This is a genomic window from Mesorhizobium sp. Cs1299R1N3, assembly GCF_037179625.1.
GTDB lineage: Bacteria > Pseudomonadota > Alphaproteobacteria > Rhizobiales > Rhizobiaceae > Mesorhizobium > Mesorhizobium salmacidum.
Genome location: NZ_JAPYKQ010000007.1, coordinates 130,001 through 149,514, shown reverse-complemented (window position 1 = coordinate 149,514; position 19,514 = coordinate 130,001). Strand labels below are relative to the sequence as shown.

The following is a 19,514-nucleotide window of genomic DNA, read 5'->3' as shown; positions in this document are numbered from 1 at the left end:
CTGCACCCGCGCGGGCAGGCCTATTTGGCGATCTCGAGAAGTGACGATACCAAGAGTTGGCGCTCGTCCTTCGACAGCACGTCGGAATCGAACAGGTTCATGCTGCGCAGTCCTTCGATGGCGAGATAGCAGACCAGCAGCGATCTGAGGTCCGGCGCCTCGCCCTTCAGGCGCTCGAAAAGCTGCCGCTTGAATGTCTTTATCGGCGTCATGAAATCGGGATCCTCGGCGATCGCCGAAAAAATCCAGGATGCCGACGGCTGCTTTTCCTCGCAATCCTCGGCTGACAGTCTGATATAGACGGCGAGGGGATTTTTGCCGTTGTCGTTGCTGTTCGCGGTTTCCAGCGCTTGCTCGAAATCGTGCAGATAGTCTTCGACGAGGCCCTGCATCAATTTGGCCTTGGTCGGGAAATTGTAGAGCAGCCCACCCTTCGACACGCCGGCGCGGCTGGCGACGGCATCGAGCGACAGGCTGCCAGGCCCGGATTCCCGGGCAACATCAGCCGCCGCGGCGAGAATCTTCTCGCGCGAGTTCGGTCTTTGGGCTCTCATGGCGCCTCCCATCGCAAGCTTAGGCCCAATTGACAAGACCGTCCAGACGGTACAGTAAGACCGCCACCATTTGAAATCGGGACCCGCAGTCGGTATGTGTCCCGATGTCCGTGCTTTGCGCCGGATTTTCGACTGAGGGGACTTCCTTGTTCAAGCGCATACTCCGTGTCTTTATCATTATTGTGGTTCTTGCCGTGCTCGTCATTGTGGTCGGCGGCATCGTCGGCTTCAACTTCCTGCGCGACAACGGCATCAAGCAGTATTTCGCCACCATGAAGCCGCCGGCGGCGACCGTGTCGACGACCATCGTCAAGCCGTCGAGCTGGACGCCGGGTGTCGAGGCGATCGGTACGGTGCGGGCCGTGCGCGGTGTCGACCTGACGGTCGAGACCGCCGGCATCGTCAAGCAAATCCCTTTCCATGCCAACCAGAAGGTGGCGGCCAATGCGGTGCTGCTGCAACTCGACGACGCCGTCGAGCGCGCCGATCTCGATGCTCAGAAGGCGCAGGCGGCGCTCGATCAGACCACGCTGACCCGCGCCATCGAACTGACAAAGCGTGGTGTCGGCTCCGACTCGACGCTGGACACCGCGCGTGCGGCGGCGTCCGCTTCGGCATCCCAGGTCACCAGGCTGCAGGCCGTGCTCGACCAGAAGCAGCTTACCGCGCCTTTCAACGGCACCGTCGGCATTCCGAAGATCGATCTCGGCCAGTACCTGTCACCTGGCACCTCGGTGGTGACGCTCCAGGATCTCGACACGATGCGGGTCGACTTTTCAGTGCCCGAACAGCAACTCCCGCTGCTCAAGATCGGCCAGACCGTTCGGCTCGGCCTTGGTGGCGACGACAAGCCATTTGCCGGCGCCATTCGCGGCATCGACCCCAAGATCGACCCCTCCAGCCGGCTGGTGAACATCCGGGCGGAAGTCGCCAATCCCGAAGGGAAGTTGACCCCAGGCCAGTTCGTGCAGGTGCGCGTCGAACTGCCCGCGGAGCAGAACGTGCTCTCCCTGCCGCAGACGGCGCTGACCACCAGCCTCTATGGCGACTACATATTCGTGGTGCAACCGGCGAAACCCGCCGGGGCGCCCCCGGCGCAGCCAGCCAAGCCGGGCGAAAAGCCAGCCGCTGCGGCCACCGACAAGCAGGCGGACGCCAAGCCTGCGGACGCAATGAAGCCGGCGGCCGATGCCACCAAGCCGGCGGACGCCAAGCCAGCGGACAAGGCTGCTTCCGATGCCGCCAAGCCAGCAGCGGCCGATCCGGCCAAGCCGGCGGCCGAAGGTGAGAAGCCCACGCTGGTGCTGTCGCAGGTCTTCGTCAAGCCCGGCCGCCGCAATCAAGGCATGGTCGAGATCGTCGAAGGGCTCAAGGCCGGCGACGAGGTCGTCACCGCAGGTCAGAACCGCCTCTTCAACGGCATGACCGTCAACGTGGACAACACCATCGACCCGACCAAATCGGCAAACAAGCAGGCCGACCAGCAATGAGCTTTTCCGATCTCTTCATCCGCCGGCCGGTCCTTTCGACCGTCCTTGCCTGCATGATCCTGCTGCTCGGTTTCCAGGGCATCTTCAACCTGTCTATCCGGCAGTATCCGAAGGTCGACGAAACCGCGATCACCATCACGACGGCCTATCCGGGCGCCAGCGCCGACCTGATCCAGGGTTTCATTTCAGCCCCGATCGCGCGCGCCGTCGCCTCGACCGAGAACATCGACTACGTCACCTCGTCCAGCCGGCCGTCCTCCAGCACCGTGACGGTGCAGATGAAGCTCGGTTCCAATCCCGACGTGGCGCTGACCGAAGTGCTGTCCAAGGTCCAGGGCGTGCGCGGCACCTTGCCGGACGCCTCCAAGGACCCGGTCATCGTCAAGGGTACGGGTCAGCAGTTCGCGATGATGTACATCTCGATGCAGAATCCGAACATGACCAAGGAGCAGCTGACGGAGTATATCGAGCGCGTCATCAGGCCCCGCATGTCGACGGTCGAAGGCGTCGCCGACGTGCAGATCTTCGGCGCCCAGGAATATTCGATGCGCGTCTGGATCGACCCGGTCAGGCTTGCAGCGCGCGGCGTGACGGCGGCCGAAGTGCTGACGGCGATCAACAATTCCAACTTCCTGTCGGCGCCCGGCAACACCCAGAACGAATATGTCGTCTCGTCGATCACCGTGCGCTCGACGCTGCAGACACCGCAGGCCTTCGCCGAGCTGCCATTGCGCTCGACCGACGGCAATGTCGTGCGCCTGCGCGACGTGGCCCGTGTCGAACTCGGCGCCGAGAACACCGATACCCGGGTCTCCTTCAACGGCAAGCCCGGGACCTTCCTCGCCATCTTCCCGACCCCGGCAGCCAATCCGCTGACCACCGCGGCAGCGCTCACCAAGCTCGTCCCGCAGATCCAGGAGACGCTGCCCAAAGGCATGACGATCGAGGTCGTCTACGACGCGACCGGGCAGATCAGCGCCTCGATCGACGAAGTGTTCAAGACCATCGGCGAGGCGGTCGCCATCGTCGTCGTCGTCATCCTCCTGTTCCTCGGTTCGTTCCGCTCGGTGATGATGCCGATCATCACCATTCCGCTGTCGTTGATCGGCGTCTGCTTCCTTTTGTTCGCGGTGGGCTATTCGATCAACCTTCTGTCGCTGCTGGCCATGGTGCTGGCGATCGGCCTTGTCGTCGACGACGCCATCGTGGTGGTGGAAAACATCCATCGCCACATGGAAGAAGACCACATGCCGCCCATGCAGGCGGCATTCAGCGGCATGCGCGAGATCGCGTCGGCCATCGTCGCCATGACCATGACGCTGGCCGCCGTGTTCGCGCCGCTGGCTTTCACCGGCGGCCTGACCGGCGCCCTGTTCCGCGAATTCGCGGTGACGCTCGCCGGATCGGTGGTGCTGTCTGGCGTCATTGCTATCACCATCACGCCGATGATGTCGGCGCGTCTCCTGAAGCCAGGCAATGCCGGCCGTTTCCAGCGTATCGTCGACGGCACCTTCTCGCGCGTCGAGCACGTCTATGAGCGCGCCGTCACCGGGTCCTTGAACTATCGTCCGCTGACTCTGCTCATCGTGCTGGCGCTTGTCGGCGTGACCGGCTTCATGTTCACCAAGACCTCGACGGAACTGGCGCCGGAAGAAGACCAGGGCTTCCTGCTCTCGCTGGTGACGGGGCCGCGCTATGCTACCTCCGACTACACCGAGACCTACGTCAACCAGATCCTGGGCCTGGTGAGGGATATTCCCGAAACCCGGGCGCAGTTCTCGGCCGTCGCGTTCGGCGGCACGACCAACAGCGCCTTCGTCGGTTTTGCCTTCAAGGATTGGGCGGAGCGGAAGCGCAATTCGAAGGAGCTGCAGGCCGACATCACGGCTCGTATCGCCAAGGTGGCGGGTGTCCAGGCGTTTGTCTTCGCACCGCCGACGCTGCCGGGCTCCGGCGGCGGCTTGCCGATATCCATGGTGGTGCGCTCGACAGGGGATTCCGCTCAGGTCTACGAGGAAGCCGAGAAGATCAAGAACAAGGCGCAGGCGTCGGGCCGCTTCATCGTCGTGCAGAATTCGATGGCCTATGACGCACCGCAGGTGACGGTGACCATCGACCGCGACCGCGCGGCCGCGCTCAACCTGCCGATCGCCGATATCGGCCGGACGCTGACGCTGCTGGTCGGCGGCGCCGAAGTGGCGCAGTTCGACCGCGACTCCAACAGCTATGACATCATCCCGCAGGTGCCGCAGGAATTCCGCGACAACCCCGAAAAGCTCGGCGAGTACTTCGTGCGCAGTGTGACGGGCGAGATGGTGCCGCTATCAGCCGTGGTGAAGATTTCGAACAATGCGTCGCCAGCGGCAATCGAGCAGTTCAACCAGCTGAATTCATCGACGATCTCGGCGCTGCCGCTGCCCGGCGTCACCACCGGCGACGGTTTGAAAGTCCTCGAGGACGTTGCCAGGGAGAGCCTGCCCGACACCTTCTTCATCGACTATTCCGGCCAATCCCGGCAGGAGAAGGAACAGGGCAACACGATCCTGATCGCTTTCGGCGCGGCCGTCATCGTCATCTACCTTGTGCTGGCGGCGCAGTTTGAAAGCTTCCGCGATCCGCTGATCATCATGATGGCGGTGCCACTGTCGATCTTCGGCGCGATCGTGCCGCTCAATCTGGGCCTCGGCACGCTCAACATCTATACGCAGGTCGGCCTGATCACGCTGATCGGCCTGATCACCAAGCACGGCATCCTGCTGGTCGAATTCGCCAACCAGCAGCGCGAACTGCATGGCATGAGGCGGCGTGACGCCATCATCGCCTCGGCCAAGGTGCGCCTGCGGCCGATCCTGATGACGACGGCCGCGATGGCGCTGGGCGTGGTGCCGCTGATCGTTTCCAGCGGCGCCGGCGCCGCGGCCCGCTATTCGATGGGCCTGGTCATCTTCACCGGCATCCTGGTCGGCACCATGTTCACGCTGTTCGTCGTGCCCATGTTCTACACCTTCATCGCCAGCAAGGACCTGCCGCATCTAGCGGAAAAGCCGGATCCAAAGCTGATGCCGGCGCTGCCGAGCTGAGGCACAAGGCGCAAGAACCAAAAAGAGGCCGGAGAAATCCCGGCCTCTTTTTTTGGCGGTCGCTCCAGCAACTCCGGCCCATGGCCGAATGCGGCAACCTGCCTGCTACTTGACGATGACGATGCTGGTGTTGGCCGGGCCGAAGGTCTCGACGAGCTGGTAGAAATCGGCGGCATTGTCCGGGTGCAGCCGCACGCAGCCATGCGAGGCCGGCTGGCCGAGGCGCTTGATGGCATAGGTGGCGTGAACCGCGTAGCCGCCGCTGAAAAAGACCGAATGCGGCATCGGCGCGTTGTCGTACTTCTTCGAATACCACATCTCATGCATGCGCGTCGGCTTGAACGAGCCGGTCGGCGTGACATGCGCCCTGTCGCCGGTGGAAACCTTCCAGGCGAAAGTCGGCCGGCCGTCGACCGAGACTTCCATGACCTGCTGCGACAGCGAAACGCGCGCCACGATGCTGTTGGCGGCGTGGGCGGCGTTGGCGCCGAACAGAAGCGCGCTGCCCACGAGCGCCGCGGCGGTGACGTTGATGAGCTTTGCGGAAATGGTGGTGTGCATGATGTCCCCTCTCTCTGCCGGCGGCCGGCTCCAATTCGATGAGCGGCTTATCCCTGCGGCATGTTTCGGACAGATTTCGCGAAATGCTCGTTTGTGTTTCGAATTTGTTTCCTCTGGTTAACAGATCAATCCGCATTCTCGGCACTGCCCGCATCCAAACACGGGATCAAGAATGAACGTACATAGGTATTCACCCCGAAACGAAAGTTCGAACCGCCTCCATATGAAAGGATGCAGGTCGATTTCGAAACCGAACTGCAACAAAGCGCGGATTTTGGCGGCATGATGCGGATACGGACCGGAGGCAAAAGTTGACGCAACGAAAGCAGACGGCAACGACCATGGGAACGAAAACGAACACGCGGTCCTGGCTCTTCAGGATCAGCATCGCGGCAGCGGCCATCGGCGTCGTCGGCACCATTGCCGGCCGCCCCGTGGCGAAGCTGGCGGCGATGAGTTCGAGTGAGATTTCGACCCTGCACGTCGCCCTGTTTTGCGCCACGGTCTGGATCGTTTCCAGCCTGCGCATCGCCCGGTTGAAGGCCCTCTGGCGGGTTGGCCTTCGGCTGCTGGTATTGCGCGGCCCCTCCGGCAACTTGCTGCCGAGAGGACCGAAGGCCCGCGCCGCGACGGGGGGCTCCGTGGGCGGCGCGGGCACTTCGGGAGTTTCCTGAAGCGACCCGCGACACAGTCATCTTTTGGGGAATTCCGATCATGAAAACTAAGTTTGCAGCTTCCGTGCTTTCCGCACTGCTCTATGCGCAGGGCCTGCTCGGCTTTGCCGCACTCGCCAGCGTGCTCCTCAAGGAGCGCGCTCATGCAAGCGAGTTCGCCGCCGGCGGCGACATGGCCTCGGGCCCGTCATTGCTGGTGGTGCGCTGAACCTCTCGGGCATCGGCGCGGAAATGGCAAGTCCGATGCTCATCCGGGGACCCAGCTGGAAAAGACAGCCGTCAGTCGGCGAATTGCCGTGGCGGATCGAACCTGTAGCCGGCGCCGCGTATGGTGGTGATGGTCTCGGTGTCGAGCTTGCGGCGCAGCCGCACGATACGCGAGTCGATCGAGCGATCGAAGGCATCGGCATTCTCGGCCGGTGCGGCGGCGATGATGTCGTCACGCGTCAGCACCTTGCGCGGGCTCGCCAGGAACAGCCTGAGCAGCGCCACCTGACCGGGCGAGAGCTGCTCCTGCGTACCCGAGCGATGCATGACGATCGCCGATCTCAGATCGACGGTCGCGTTCTCCAGCACGATCAGTTCCTGGGTGCCTCTGCCGCGCCGCGAAAGCAGGCCGCCGACACGCGCGGCGAGTTCCCTGACATTGAGCGGACTTTCGACGACGTCGGCGGCGCCAAGCTCGAGCGCCAGCACCTTGTCGAGGAGATCGGCCGGCCGGCATATCAGGATGAAATCCGGTCCATGCTCGCCACCCCCACTTTGGCCGCCATAACGCCTGAGCAGATCCCGCCCTTCCGCCTGGCTAACGCTGTCCCCGACGACGACGACATCGATGCCGATGCCCGCCAGCAGCGATTCCGCCTCCCAGGGCTGCCGCGCCTGGCGCACGTCATGGCCGCGCCGCTCAAGATGGTCGGCAAGCTCGGTCGCCACGACTTCGGCGACGGAAACAAGCGCGATGACGGCTCGTGCGGCCATGTTTTCCAACCGTTCCCTGGCAACCGGATATGAGTACTGGACATCATGTTTATACCCAATCTACTTTCCACTGAAAGTGGGAGCGAGAGTATCGTGCGGGCAAGAATTGTCATCGTCGAGGACGAGCCCGACCTGAGGGACGCGGTCGCCGAATATCTCGGCGCCGCCGGCTATGATGTGGCGACCGCGGAAACCGCGGCCGCCGCGCGCACCCTGATCGAGACGCAGCCCTTCCATCTGGCCATCCTCGACATCGCCATGCCAGGCGAGGATGGCCTGTCGCTCGGCCGCTGGCTGCGCTCGAAAATGCCCATCGGCATCATCTATGCGACCGCCGCCGGCACCGCGCTCGACCGCATCGTCGGGCTGGAACTCGGCGCCGACGACTATATCGTCAAGCCGTATGAACTGCGCGAAGTGCTGGCCAGGGTGCGCAGCGTGCTGCGCCGTGTCCCGCAGCCGACGGAGCCGCAGGACAGGAAAGCCAGGACCGACCGCCGTTCCGTCGCTTTCGGCCCCTTCCAGGCCGATCTCGACGGCAGGCTGGTCACCGGTGCCAACGGCACGGTGATCGACATGGCCAAGAGCGAGTTCGACGTGCTGGAGGTTTTCCTGACCCGCGCCAACCGGCTGCTGACCAGGGCCGCGATCTCCGAGGCGATCGGCTTCACCGAGGATCCGGAATCATCGCGCGCCGTCGACATCCGCATCATGCGGCTGCGCAAGAAGATCGAGACTGATCCGGCCAACCCGAAATTCCTGCGCACGGTGCGCGGCGAAGGCTATATCTTCTCGCTGCCGACCGGCGACGGCGACTAAGCGTCAAACCCACAGGGTTTCCGCTCCGCAGCCGTTGCCAGCCGATTGAATCGACGTGACTCTGGAATGACGGCTGACAATGACGGGCGAGACGGCAAGCACGGATGTGCAGGGTTTCAGGCAAGGCGCGGCGATGGCGGCCGTGCGTGTCGTGCGCCGGCTGCGCGAAGCCGGCGACTGGCAGCGCGAAATGGACGGCATACTGGAAACGCTGTGTAACGCCATGGAGTGCCAGCGCGGTATCCTGTTCCGCCTGCGCGAATTGCCCGGCCAAGGTTTCGCCCAGTCGGTCGCCGCCTACTGGATAGATCCTGATTTCGGCGGCGAACTGGCCTCACCGACCGTCATCATGCAGTCGATCGTCAATTCGGATCCGCTGCTGGAGCGGCTGGCCGAGGATGAGCGGCAGGGCAAGGTCTTCGCCGGGCACACGCGCGATCTCGAAGGGTTCCTCAGGGCCGATTTCGAAAAGCAGAACATCAAGTCGTTCCTGTCGGTATCCGTCTTCGCGCACGGCCATCTGTGGGGCACGCTCGCCGTCAATGATTGCGTCGAGGAGCGTGAATGGACCGACGAGGAAGAGGCGACGCTGCATATCATCGCGCTCGCCATCGGCGACGCCATAGAACACTCCCCCTCCGACGCCCATGCCAGCGAAGTGATCCGCCGGACCATGCTGCAGGCCTCGCTCGATGCCATCATCGTCATCGACGAGGCCGGGTCGATCATCGAATTCAATCCGGCCGCGGAAAAGATGTTCGGCTTCCAGCGCAGCGATATCCTCGGCAAGGACCTGCTCGATACCGTCGTTCCGGAATACTACCGCAAGGGTTATGCCTCGGGCGCCGACTACATGTCCGGCCGCGGCGCGCCGATGGTCGGCCAGCGGCTCGAGACGGTGACGCAGAATGCCGCCGGCGAGGTCTTCCCGATCGAGCTGACGGCGACCGAGATGCGGGTCGCCGACCGCCGGCTTATCTTCGGCTCCATCCGCGACCTGCGCGAGAGGCTGCGCGCCGAGGAGGAGATCAATCGGCAGCGCGAGAAGCTGCACCAGAACGAGAAGATGGCGGCGATGGGCTCGCTGCTCGCGGGCGTTTCGCACGAGCTCAACAACCCGCTGGCGGTGGTGGTCGCGCAATCGACGCTGCTGCATGAATTCGCCTCGGACCCGCAGACCAAGGTCCGTGCCGAAAAAGTGCGCGCCGCAGCCGAGCGCTGCGGTCGCATCGTCAAGAGCTTCCTGTCGATGGTCCGCCTCCATCCGGCGGCGCAGACCGAGACCGATCTCAACCAGGTGATCCGCGCCGCTCTCGAGGTGACCGCCTACGGCGCGCGCTCGAGCGGCATCATCATCGACACCGATTTCGCGCCGGGTCCCCTGCTGGCCATGGCCGACGCCGACCACGTGACGCAGGTGGCGGCCAATTTCCTCATCAACAGCCAGCATGCCCTGGCTGGCATAGCCGGCGACCGGCTGATCAAGGTGCGGAGCTTCCGCAGCGACCGGGGCAATCCAGGCTTCTCGGTCGAGGACAACGGGCCCGGCATTCCCGAGGCCATCCGTTCGCGCATTTTCGAATCCTATTTCACCACCAAGCCGGTCGGCGTCGGCACCGGTATCGGCCTGTCGATTTCGAAATCCATCATCGAGCGGCACAATGGCAATGTCTGGTTCGAGGAAGTGCAGCCGAGAGGCGCGCGTTTCGTCGTCCAGTTGCCGGCTATTTCGACAGGCATCGCCGCCGCTGGCGAAAGCCAGCCACGATCGAGCGGCCTGCGCCATGCCCTGATCATCGATGATGAGCCTGACGTCGCCGGCTCCTTGTCCGACATTCTCGAATTGATGGGCATCAAGTCGCGGATCGCGCCGGTCTGGGAATCGGGCGCCGCCACCTTGAGCGGCCACATGCCGCCGGACATCGTCTTTTCGGATCTGCGCATGCCCGGCACGTCAGGCATTTCGATCTACCGCGAACTGCTCGCCGAGCGGCCCGACCTGGCGCGGCGCTTCGTGCTGGTCACCGGCGACCTCATCGGCGCAAAGGCGGAAATCGAGGCCTTGCCGGCGCAGCAGCGGCCACAGATCCTCGAAAAACCGTTCAGCACGCTGGATGTACGCAGCGTGCTTTCGACCATCGCCGAGCAGGCCGCGTCGAAAGCATAAAAAAGAGGCCCCCGGCCGACATCGCGGCGGGAGCCGAAGGGAGCGCTGGAGGACGCTCGGGGAGGTCAGGGCATGATCCCCAAACGGGAACCGGTTTTCGGGATCATGCCAAGCAAATCCAGAGACAGAAATCAGAAGATGTTGGGCGTGCTGGTCAGCGGCGCGGCGTTCGCGATCATGCGGATCGCGCGGGCCTTGTGCGTTCCGGACTGCTCGGCAATGGCGCGCAGGCAATCCGCGCTCTCGGCGCCCCAGGCCTGCCCCTTGCAGGCGAAATCGACGGCGGGCATCGGCAGGCGGGCGGTCGTGGTCGTGGTCGGCGCACCTTCGACGATGTTGGCGGGCGGATTCAACGAAGCAAAGGCTGGGCCGACCGTCGGCGTGAACGCCATGCCGGCGAAGGCGCAAGCAGCCAGCGCCATGAACATTGCCATCGGGTGGTCGCTGGCACGCTGGCGAAGCGCCAGCTTCGGGCGGCGGTCAGCGCGCTCTGGAGCCTGAAAGCGGTTGCTGCTGGTGATCTGGACTTTCGCATGCATCATCTTCCCCTTCGTTGATTTTCTTTTTGCGATAAAGCGAATTTAATCGCGCCTTGTAACGACGGAAAGGTGACGAGAGCCCGGCAATGTAACCGGATTGAAACAATAATGCGGGCAGAAACGGTCAAAATCGGTCATCGACTATTTTGATCCGGGATAGCGGGTTGCCCAGCGTCCCCGCTAATGGCCGACGCGAACGGCAGGGCTTTTCTTGCCAGCGGGAATACCTTGTCAGAGGCGCGATTTGCAGCATGAACCGGCAACGGGTGGAGGTTATGGAACTCTGGCTAACACCCGGATTTTCCGAGGTTTTCAGAGACCGCAGCGGAGCATAATTTCGTTGGAACCGGGGCTGACATTTTCGCCCCGAGACCTGCGCATTTCCACAAACCATTGCATTTCAACGCAAAATATGGTTATATTGAATGCATATTCAATAAAAAGAAGAGACGTTTCATGAACCCGCACCTCCGTGACGTGGCAATCCCGAATGATTGGGACCGGCGGGGATTGCCGGGCTGGAGTTACCATTCCACCGCCCTTCTCGAACTGGAAAAGGAGCATGTCTTCCGCAATCATTGGCAGATCGCCGGGCATGTCTGCGACATACCCAATGCCGGCGACTACCTCACCATGGATGTCATCGGCGAGCGCGCTTTGATCGTGCGCGGCAAGGACGGCGTCGTGCGCGGCTTCAACAACATGTGCCGCCACCGCGGCAGCCGCGTCGTGGCCGACAGCCAGGGCAATTGCAAGAACGCGCTGGTCTGCCCGTTCCATGGCTGGGTCTACAATCTCGACGGTACGCTGCGCGGCGCCGCCCGCCCGCGCTCCTTCCCCGACCTCGACAAGACCGAGTTCGGCTTGATGCCGCTCGATCTCGAAATCTGGATGGGCTTCATCTTCATCCGCTTCCGCAATGGCGGGCCACAGGCTTCCGTCGCCGAGTTGTTGAAGCCGATCGAAGCCGAATTCGCGCACTATAATGCCGCCGACATGGTGCCCTCCTGGGGCATCTGGACCCAGAAAACACCTGTCAACTGGAAGTCGGTGCGCGACGTCGACAATGAAGGCTATCACGTCGCCATGGCGCATCCGGCCCTGCAGGATCTCTACGGCGCCACCTATTTCGACGAGCCTTTCATCAACGGCGTCTCGCGCTCCTTCGCCACCTACAACCCGCATGCCGGCCGCCGCTGGAGCGTCAAGAACTACGTCAAGATCGCGCCGGAGCCGACGCATCTGCCGGACCACCTCAGGAAGGCCTGGGTCTATTACGGCATCTTCCCGAACGCCGTTCTGTCGGTGATGCCGGAATCGGTGCAGTTCTATCAGGAGTTCCCGCTGTCGACGGGTGAGACGCTGCTGCGTGGCGCCATCTATCGCTACCGCGATGAAAGTCGCGAGCAGGCCGCCGCCCGCTACCTCTCCTTCCGCATTGATCGCGACACCATGTCGGAAGATGTGCAGCTTTCGGTCTGGTCGAACGAATCCATGCTGTCCGAGTCCTTCGAGGGTTTTTACTTCTCCGACCTCGAATATGGCGTGCGCACCCACCACGACCATCTGCGCAAGCAGCTTCCGGTGCTCGGGCTGGAAACAGCGCCGGAAGAAAAGGACATGTGGAACCTAAACGATGCGCTGAGATCGCGAGGGTAGCGGCGCAAGCCGCGAAGCTCTCCCCCCACAAGAGGGAGATTGGCTATCACCCCCGCCAGACACCCTCTTTCCTGAGATCGTCCATGGTGCGCGAAATGCCTTCGCGCAGGATACCGACCATGTCGTCGATCTGCTCGCGCGTGATGATGAGCGGCGGCGACATCACGCACATGTTGATCAGTGGCCGCACCAGCAGGCCAAGCTCATGGCAGTGGGCGTCGATGCGTTTTCCGACACTCTTGTCGAGTTGCAGCGGGTCCTTGCTTTCGCGGTCGGCGACGCATTCGACACAACCCATCAGCCCCACGCCGCGCACTTCGCCGACCAGCGGCAGCTCTTCCAGCGTCTTCAGCTGCGCTTGGAAATAGGGGGCGACCGCCTGCGCGTGGGCAAGCACGCTTTCCTCCAGCAGGTCGAGGTTCTTCAAGGCCACCGCGCAGCCGACGGGATGGCTGGTGTAGGTCAGCCCGTGGCCGAACATCGCGTCGGGATGGTTCGAGCGGCGCAGCTCCTCCAGCAGCCGTTCCGAGATGATGACGCCGCCGAGCGGGAAATAGCCTGAGGTGACGCCCTTGGCAAAGGTGATCATGTCGGGGTCGATGCCGAAGACGTCGCCGGAGGCAAAGACATGGCCAAGCCGGCCGAAGCCCGTCACCACCTCGTCGGAAACATAGAGAATGTCGTTGTCACGGCAGATCTCGCGGATGCGCTTGAGATAGCCGTCGGGCGGCACGACGACGCCGCCGGACGCCTGCACCGGTTCGCCGACGAACGCGCCTATTCTGTCGGCGCCGACGCGCGCGACCGTGTCGCGGAACTGGTCGACGACGAAATCGGTGAAGGCGGCAAGGCTGATGCCTTGCGGACGCCGGAACGGGTCGGGCGAGGAGAGCTTGACCACCAGCTCGTCGGCGCCGTCCATCCAGTCGCGGTCGCGCGGGCGGCCATTGAGCGAGGCCGAAAGATAGGTCGAGCCATGGTAGGCGCCGCCACGGCTCAGGATCAGCTTCTTTTCCGGCCGGCCACGTACATTGTTGTAGAACTGCATGAAGCGCAACGCCGTCTCGACCGCGGATGAGCCGCCCGTGGTGTAGAAGACATGGCTGAGGTCGCCTGGGGCATGGCCGGCGATACGTTTGGCAAGCTCCGCCGATGGCGCGTTCATCGTGTACCAGGGCGTGTTGTAGGACAGCGCCATCGCCTGGTCGTACATCACCCTGGCGAGTTCCTCGCGACGATGGCCGACATTGACGCACCACATGCCGGCCGGGCCGTCGATGAGCCGCTTGCCGGTGTCGTCGGTGATGTAGATGCCATCGCCCTCGCCGATCAGCGCACGCGCCTCCGAACCGACGGAACCGGCATAAGGCCAGGGCTGGATGAGATGACGCTTGGCCAGCTCGACCGCATCGTCGTCGCCAGGGCCAGCCGTTTCGCCTGCCTTCAGATCTCTCACCGCCGCCATCATCGCCTCCACATCACCGAATTTTCCCGGGGCCAATCCGGCTCGCTATGGCCGAAATCATCGCCCCGCTCACACGATTTTGAATGTCCGTTCAATCAACATTGCAGAAATGGCGCTTGATTTCAATCCGCGGATGCGCGCATGATGAAAGAAAGCCGGCAAGGGGAACAAAAGCCGGCACCAGCCCAATGGGATGCCGTATGGCGGGACAGTCCAGGCCAGCAACCGAGATCACAGCCGGAGCCCCGCCCTCTGGTGCCCTGCAATGACGGTGGCTGCGGAAGGGTCGCCTCCGTTGCGCATGACGCGGGCCAGACGAAATGCCCTTCTGCAATCCGAGCCCGTACAGGGCTTTGCCCTGATCAGCCCGACCTTGCTCTACGCGCTCATCCTGCTGGTCCTGCCAATACTGGTGGTCATCGCCCACTCCTTCTGGACGCAGCACTACCTGACCATCGACCGCACCTTCACGCTGGAAAATTACCGCGTCGCGCTGACCGAGCCGATCTACCGCGATCTGTTATGGCGCTCGCTCTACATCTCACTGACGGTCAGCCTGTTCACCGTCGTCCTCGCCTACCCGATCGCTTACTTCATTTCCTTCCACGGCGGCCGTCACAAGAGCCTGTGGCTGTTCCTCATCACCATCCCGTTCTGGACCAGCTATCTGTTGCGCGTGATGTCGTGGAAGGTCATCCTGGGCTATAACGGCGTCTTGAATTCCGGCCTGATGGGTCTGGGCATCATCGACGAACCGTCGACAGCCCTGCTCTACAATTCGAGCGCCGTCATCATCACCCTTACCCATGCCTGGGCGGCCTTCGCCATTCTGCCGATCTTCGTGTCCTTGGAGAAGGTCGACCGCACGCTGGTCGAAGCGGCCACCGATCTTGGCGATGACCCCTTGCGCTCGTTCCTGCGCGTGACCTTGCCCCTGTCGGCGCCTGGCATCATTTCCGCGGCGCTGATCGTCATGATCCCGACGGTCGGCGACTACGTCACGCCAAAGCTCGTCGGCGGCAAGGACGGCGTCATGATCGCCAACGCCATCCAGGCGCAGTTCGGCAAGGCAGCCAACTGGCCGCTCGGTGCCGCACTTTCCGTCACCACCATGCTGATCGTCTCCCTGATGGCCGGCGCCACGGTGCTGATCATCCGCACTTTGCAAAGGATGGCGCGATGAGGCTGCGGCGCTCCCTGCCGGGCGGCTGGCTGTCCGCCTACGCGTTCCTCTATATCGTCTTCCTCTATCTGCCCGTTATCTTCCTGCCGATCTTCTCGATCAACACGGCGGCGACGCCGAAATTCCCGCTGACCGGCTTCACCCTGCAATGGTACGAGGACCTGCCGCGCACGCCGGCGCTGCTCGACGCCGCCTGGAACAGCCTGATCGTCGGCGTCTCGGCGGCCATCCTCTCCACCGTACTCGGCATCCTCGCCGCCCGCTCGATCACCCGCTACCGCTATTCCGGCCGCCGCGCCATCAATGGCCTGATCATGGCGCCGCTTGTGCTGCCTGAAGTGATCGTTGCCATCTCCATGCTGCTGGTGATGCTGCAGCTTGGCTTGAGCCTGTCGCTGTTCACCGTCGTGCTCGGCCACGTGCTGATCTGCATTCCCTATTCGATGACAGTGCTGACCTCCGGCTTCGAAGGTTTCGACCGCAGCCTCGAGGAAGCCTCCGCCGATCTCGGCGAGAGCGCCTTCGGCACTTTCCGGCGCGTGACGTTGCCGATGGTGGCGCCGGCGATCATTTCCAGCCTGCTGGTCTGCTTCACCATCTCTCTGGATGAATTCATCATCGCCTTCTTCCTCACCGGCACCGAGGCGACACTGCCGATCTACATCTGGGGCCAGTTGCGTTTCGCATCGAAACTGCCCGGCGTGCTGGCGCTGGGCACGCTGCTCTTGGTCGCCTCCTTCCTGCTGATGACAATCGCCGAAATGCTGCGTCGCCGCGCGGCCAGACGCACCCAGAACGAGGGGGGCCTCTATGCCTGAGCAGCCGCGGATCGAGCGCACTCACGCGCACAGGATCCAATCCGAAAGACCGATGATCGAGATCCGCAACGTCACCCGCAGTTACGGAGCCTTCAGGGCGCTGGACGACGCCTCCCTGACCATCAGGGAAGGCGAGTTCTTCTCGCTGCTTGGTCCGTCCGGCTGCGGCAAGACCACGCTTTTGCGCATGATCGCCGGGTTCGACAATCCGACCAGCGGTTCGATCGCGGTTGGCGGCCAGTCCATGGAAGGCATCCCGGCCAACCGCCGGCCGACCAACATGGTGTTCCAGAGCTATGCGATCTTCCCGCACCTCAATGTCGAGCAGAACGTCGCCTACGGACTGAAGCGGCTGAAGCTGCGGGGCGGCGAGGAGAAGCGCCGCGTCGAGGAAGCGCTGGCGCAGGTCTCGCTCACCGGCCTCGGCAAACGGCTTGCCACGGAGCTCTCCGGCGGCCAGCGCCAGCGCGTCGCGCTTGCCCGCGCCCTGGTGATGCGGCCCAAGGTGCTTTTGCTCGACGAGCCGCTCTCGGCGCTCGACAAGAAGCTGCGCGAGCAGATGCAGGTCGAACTGCGCCGCCTGCAGCAGGCCGTCGGCATCACCTTCGTATTGGTCACCCACGACCAGTATGAGGCGCTCGCCATGTCCGACCGCATCGCCGTGATGTTCGGCGGCAAGATCGCCCAGGTCGCCTCGCCGAAGGAAATCTACCAGCGCCCGGTCAACCGCCAGGTCGCCGACTTCCTTGGCGGCATGAACTTCGTCAAGGCCGAGATCGTCGAGGAGAACGGCGCCTCGCTGATCGTCGACACGCTGGGTTTCGGCCGCATCAAGACCGACAAGCCCAAGGCTTTCGTGCGCAACGGCAGCGGCGCCACGCTCGGCATCAGGCCGGAGCGCCTGCGCGTGCTATGGGACAATGCGACAGCCAAGTTCGAGGTCGCCGGCAAGGTGGTCGAGCGCCACTATTTCGGCGAGATCACCCATCTGATCGTCGAGATCCCCGGGCTGGAAAAGCCGCTATCGGTGACCGAGACCAACGATTTCGGTGCCGATGATATCCCGGTCGGCACCTCCATCCGCCTCGCCTACGATCCCGAAGCCCTGGTCGCGATGGCCGACTGAACATCGGCGATGATCCTGCGCGCCGCGATGCGCCCGGCCACGATCGCGCCTTCGACATAGCCCGGGAATGACGGCGACAGTTCCGACGAAGCGAAATGCACCGGCGGCGCACCGGCAAGAATGGTGCGCTCGGCATCCCTCGCCGTCACATCGACGATCAGGTCGCTATAGGCACCGCCGCTCCAGCCGTCATGCGTCCAGTCGCGGCGGTTGAAATCGAGACTATCGGCAGCCTCGGAACCGAGAGCCTCCACAAGCCTCGTCGTCACCTGCGCCAGCAGGTCCGCCTCGCCGAGTTCGTGCCAGCGCAGCGCCAGCGGCCCGCCAATGAAGACGACTAGCGCCGCATGCTCGGAATCCCTGCTGGCGTCGCAGGCAAACAGCCCTGGCAGATCCCGCCACATCACCATCCCGCTCAAATTCCGTTCGCGCCAGAATGGCTTGGGATAGCGCAGCAGGATCTTGATCACCGCGCCGCTTTCCCAGGCGCCGAGCGCCGTTTCCAGGGCTGCTGGCAAGGCTGGCGTAAAATCGAGCTTCGCGGCTGTCGCCGGCGGCACGGCGACCAGAACTTCGCGCGCTTCGATCACGCCATTGCTCGACACAACCCGAACCCCTGACTGATCGTATTCGATGTGGGTCACCGGTTCACCCAGCCTCACACGGCCGCCGAGGTCCCTAGCCAGATCGTCGGCCACCGACTGCATGGTCTCGCGCAGGGAATATTGCAGCTCCGGCACCTCGTTGGTGATGCGCCGGTCATTGTCGATGAGATACCACAGTGGCACCTTCTCCAACGCCAGGCACCACAGGCCTTCGATCATCGACCGGAAGGCCGCCTTGGCCTCGCCCGCGTCATCCTGCGTCTCCAGCCACCCGGCAACGGTCAATCCCGCAATGGCAGGGTCGTTGGGCTCGATCCTGTTCATGCGCTCGCGGATTGCCATGGAGGCGTGATAGGTCCGCTCGGCCTGGTCGACCGACATTGACGGGTGGGTGATGAAATCACCCGCGACGTAAGTCTCGACGAATGTCTTGCCGCGAGCCCGGGCCAGGTCCATCAGCTGCGGCATGTCCTCGCACAGGAATTGGCCGCCGCTGTCGATGCGCTCGCCAAGTCCATTTCGCACGGTCTCGACGCGGCCGCCGACACGATCGCGGGCCTCCACAAGCACGAAGTCGACGCCGGCGCGCTGCAATTCAATCGCGGCCGATAGGCCGGTGAAGCCGGCGCCGACGATGACGACGTCGGTTCTTTCGATCTTGTCGTTCAATAGCCAGCCTTGATCTTCTCGAACTCGTCGATCATGCGCTTCTTCAGCTCCGGCGGTACCGGCTGCTGGAACAGGGTCTTGTCGAGGAACTTGTCGAGATTGTCGAAGCCGCGGTCGGCCAGCACCTTGTGGTCGATTTCAGCCATCCCGGCGCCATTGCCGTGGCCGTAGCCGAAGGTCTTGACCAAATAGTCCGACACGCCGGGCGCGTTGACGGCGCTGAGGAAATCATAGGCCTCGTCGAGCTTGCCTGGCGCATCCTTCATCAGCACGTAGCCGCATACCCAGGTCGAAATCCCTTCCTTGGTCTCTCGGTTCATGGCGATCGGCAGGCCCTGTCCCTTCAGCGTCACGAAGGTCTCGTTCCAGCCCCAGACGAGATCGACCTCGTTGCCGATAAAGGCCTGGTTGAGGTCGGTGTCGTCGGTCCAGTAGAAACGGATGTTCTTGTGCACGTCGCGTAGGAAAGCGGACGCCTGCTTGAACTGGTCGTCGGTCATCTTGGTCCAGTCCTTGAGACCGATGACCAAACTCGCCAAGGCATAGGCGTCATCGACATTGTCGCCGATGGTGACGCGACCCTTGAACCGCGGATCGGCGAAGATCTTGAGCGACTGTGCCTGTTCGGCCGTCACCTTGTCGGTGCGGTAGAGCAGCGAGGTGTTGCCCCAGTCGAATGGCATGAACCAGGCCTTGCCGTCGGCGGTGACGGCGAGATCCTTCATCGCCATGATACCGGGATTGAGATCCTTCCAGCCTTCTATCCTGGACGTGTCGAGCGGCTGCAGCATGCCGGCTTCGCGCCACTTCACCACGCTTTGCGAGCAGGGATGCGCGATATCGGCCTTGAAACCCGCCCGCATCTTCTCGAACGCCTCGTCCTCGTCGCCGAAGAAAGCAAAGGTCGGCTCGGCGCCGTATTTGGTGGTGTACGCCGGGTGTAGCAGCGGGTCCTCATAGCCCGACCAGTCGAACACGACGAGGTCGCCGCCGCACTCGGCGAGCGCGTAAACCGCGCCGGCACCGAACGTGCAGGCAGCGGCGATGACAAGCCGGCGAAGCACGGAATTCATGGTGCGAAAAACTCCCCCATCGCGAAAGATGCCGAGAGCGAGGTTAGGCAA

At 63.2% G+C, this 19,514-nt stretch carries 17 protein-coding genes; 10 read left to right on the top strand and 7 right to left on the bottom strand.

Translation table 11 applies throughout. The features are described from left to right. Positions 1–20: 20 nt before the first annotated feature. Positions 21–554, bottom strand: coding sequence for a TetR/AcrR family transcriptional regulator (locus O7B34_RS17615; RefSeq protein WP_337143122.1), 534 nt, complete (start codon positions 552–554; stop codon positions 21–23). 146 nt (positions 555–700) lie between these two features. Here O7B34_RS17615 and O7B34_RS17610 point away from each other — a divergent pair, with 146 nt between their 5' ends. Continuing rightward, positions 701–2,044 (top strand): efflux RND transporter periplasmic adaptor subunit, encoded by a 1,344-nt coding sequence (locus O7B34_RS17610; protein ID WP_027141943.1) that lies wholly within the window; start codon positions 701–703, stop codon positions 2,042–2,044. Next, positions 2,041–5,124 carry an efflux RND transporter permease subunit gene (locus tag O7B34_RS17605; RefSeq protein WP_337147232.1) on the top strand — a complete coding sequence of 1,028 codons (3,084 nt, stop codon included), beginning with the start codon at positions 2,041–2,043 and terminating at the stop codon, positions 5,122–5,124. The genes O7B34_RS17610 and O7B34_RS17605 overlap by 4 nt, the downstream gene beginning before the upstream one ends. Before the next feature lie 105 nt (positions 5,125–5,229). On the opposite strand, the gene O7B34_RS17600 is transcribed toward O7B34_RS17605, so the two are convergent. After that, positions 5,230–5,685, bottom strand: a complete 456-nt coding sequence (locus tag O7B34_RS17600; RefSeq protein ID WP_337147231.1) for a L,D-transpeptidase — start codon at positions 5,683–5,685, stop codon at positions 5,230–5,232. Positions 5,686–6,026: 341 nt separating this feature from the next. On the opposite strand from O7B34_RS17600, the gene O7B34_RS17595 reads away from it, so the two are divergent. Both O7B34_RS17595 and O7B34_RS17590 read left to right on the top strand, forming a co-directional pair. Beyond that, a complete protein-coding gene (locus O7B34_RS17595) occupies positions 6,027–6,359 on the top strand; it encodes a hypothetical protein (RefSeq protein WP_337147230.1) in 333 nt (110 codons plus the stop codon). Positions 6,360–6,399: 40 nt separating this feature from the next. Continuing rightward, positions 6,400–6,567: a hypothetical protein gene (locus tag O7B34_RS17590; RefSeq protein ID WP_224615536.1), complete on the top strand. Its 168-nt coding sequence runs from the start codon at positions 6,400–6,402 to the stop codon at positions 6,565–6,567. Between the two features lie 71 nt (positions 6,568–6,638). On the opposite strand, the gene O7B34_RS17585 is transcribed toward O7B34_RS17590, so the two are convergent. Further along, positions 6,639–7,340 carry a response regulator transcription factor gene (locus tag O7B34_RS17585; RefSeq protein WP_337147229.1) on the bottom strand — a complete coding sequence of 234 codons (702 nt, stop codon included), beginning with the start codon at positions 7,338–7,340 and terminating at the stop codon, positions 6,639–6,641. A gap of 45 nt (positions 7,341–7,385) precedes the next feature. On the opposite strand from O7B34_RS17585, the gene O7B34_RS17580 reads away from it, so the two are divergent. Further along, positions 7,386–8,159, top strand: a complete 774-nt coding sequence (locus O7B34_RS17580) for a response regulator transcription factor (RefSeq protein WP_337147228.1) — start codon at positions 7,386–7,388, stop codon at positions 8,157–8,159. Positions 8,160–8,238: 79 nt separating this feature from the next. Further along, positions 8,239–10,326, top strand: a complete 2,088-nt coding sequence (locus O7B34_RS17575) for a PAS domain S-box protein (RefSeq protein WP_337147227.1) — start codon at positions 8,239–8,241, stop codon at positions 10,324–10,326. Between the two features lie 131 nt (positions 10,327–10,457). On the opposite strand, the gene O7B34_RS17570 is transcribed toward O7B34_RS17575, so the two are convergent. Beyond that, on the bottom strand, positions 10,458–10,865 hold the full coding sequence (locus O7B34_RS17570; protein WP_337147226.1) for a hypothetical protein: 408 nt from the start codon (positions 10,863–10,865) through the stop codon (positions 10,458–10,460). Between the two features lie 456 nt (positions 10,866–11,321). On the opposite strand from O7B34_RS17570, the gene O7B34_RS17565 reads away from it, so the two are divergent. Continuing rightward, positions 11,322–12,524, top strand: coding sequence for an aromatic ring-hydroxylating oxygenase subunit alpha (locus tag O7B34_RS17565; RefSeq protein ID WP_337147225.1), 1,203 nt, complete (start codon positions 11,322–11,324; stop codon positions 12,522–12,524). Positions 12,525–12,570: 46 nt separating this feature from the next. Here O7B34_RS17565 and O7B34_RS17560 read toward each other — a convergent pair whose 3' ends face one another. Next, complete coding sequence (locus O7B34_RS17560; RefSeq protein ID WP_337147224.1) at positions 12,571–13,989, bottom strand: aminotransferase; 1,419 nt, start codon at positions 13,987–13,989, stop codon at positions 12,571–12,573. Positions 13,990–14,254: 265 nt separating this feature from the next. Between O7B34_RS17560 and O7B34_RS17555 the strand changes: the two genes are divergently transcribed. The 3 genes from O7B34_RS17555 to O7B34_RS17545 are packed head-to-tail and all read left to right on the top strand — an operon-like array spanning position 14,255 to position 17,116. After that, complete coding sequence (locus tag O7B34_RS17555; protein ID WP_337147223.1) at positions 14,255–15,172, top strand: ABC transporter permease; 918 nt, start codon at positions 14,255–14,257, stop codon at positions 15,170–15,172. Beyond that, a complete protein-coding gene (locus O7B34_RS17550) occupies positions 15,169–15,990 on the top strand; it encodes an ABC transporter permease (protein ID WP_337147222.1) in 822 nt (273 codons plus the stop codon). The genes O7B34_RS17555 and O7B34_RS17550 overlap by 4 nt, the downstream gene beginning before the upstream one ends. Positions 15,991–16,042: 52 nt before the next feature. After that, positions 16,043–17,116 carry an ABC transporter ATP-binding protein gene (locus O7B34_RS17545; RefSeq protein WP_337147221.1) on the top strand — a complete coding sequence of 358 codons (1,074 nt, stop codon included), beginning with the start codon at positions 16,043–16,045 and terminating at the stop codon, positions 17,114–17,116. Here the strand turns inward: O7B34_RS17545 and O7B34_RS17540 are convergent. Together O7B34_RS17540 and O7B34_RS17535 are read right to left on the bottom strand one after the other, a co-directional pair. Next, on the bottom strand, positions 17,080–18,390 hold the full coding sequence (locus tag O7B34_RS17540; RefSeq protein WP_337147220.1) for a flavin monoamine oxidase family protein: 1,311 nt from the start codon (positions 18,388–18,390) through the stop codon (positions 17,080–17,082). The genes O7B34_RS17545 and O7B34_RS17540 overlap by 37 nt on opposite strands. Then, a complete protein-coding gene (locus O7B34_RS17535; RefSeq protein ID WP_337147218.1) occupies positions 18,387–19,463 on the bottom strand; it encodes an extracellular solute-binding protein in 1,077 nt (358 codons plus the stop codon). The genes O7B34_RS17540 and O7B34_RS17535 overlap by 4 nt, the downstream gene beginning before the upstream one ends. Positions 19,464–19,514 lie beyond the last annotated feature (51 nt).